Source organism: Psychrobacillus sp. MER TA 171, from assembly GCF_023713305.1.
Classification (GTDB): domain Bacteria; phylum Bacillota; class Bacilli; order Bacillales_A; family Planococcaceae; genus Psychrobacillus.
Genome location: NZ_JAMAWN010000091.1, coordinates 1 through 396 on the forward strand (window position 1 = coordinate 1; position 396 = coordinate 396).

Consider the following 396-nt stretch of genomic DNA (forward strand, 5'->3'; position numbering starts at 1 on the left):
GCCCAGCGACGTCCTACTCTTGCAGGGGCGACCCTCCAACTACCATCGGCGGCTGCGAAACCAGATGGGCGGCAGATTTCTTCGTCAGCCGCAGTCGTTCGGTTCTCGCGTATGCCATACGCTCCGATCCTCTCTTCCTTGCTTTCTCGAACTCTTTGCCCCTCCGGCTTCTCGCCCACTTGCTTAGAGAGAGAGTGCCTTCGGCTTTTTTTTCATTTTAAACAAAACAAAAAAGTCATCACCGATTACTCGGTGATGACTTTTTTTGGTGCCCAGCGACGTCCTACTCTTGCAGGGGGAGACCCCCAACTACCATCGGCGCTGAAGAGCTTAACTTCCGTGTTCGGTATGGGAACGGGTGTGACCTCTTCGCCATCATCACTAGACGTTTGAGTT

General features: G+C 53.5%; 1 rRNA gene. It reads right to left on the reverse strand.

The annotated features are described in order from the left end of the window. Positions 1–270: 270 nt before the first annotated feature. Positions 271–386: ribosomal RNA gene (gene rrf, locus M3627_RS20595) — 5S ribosomal RNA — on the reverse strand. Positions 387–396: the final 10 nt, after the last annotated feature.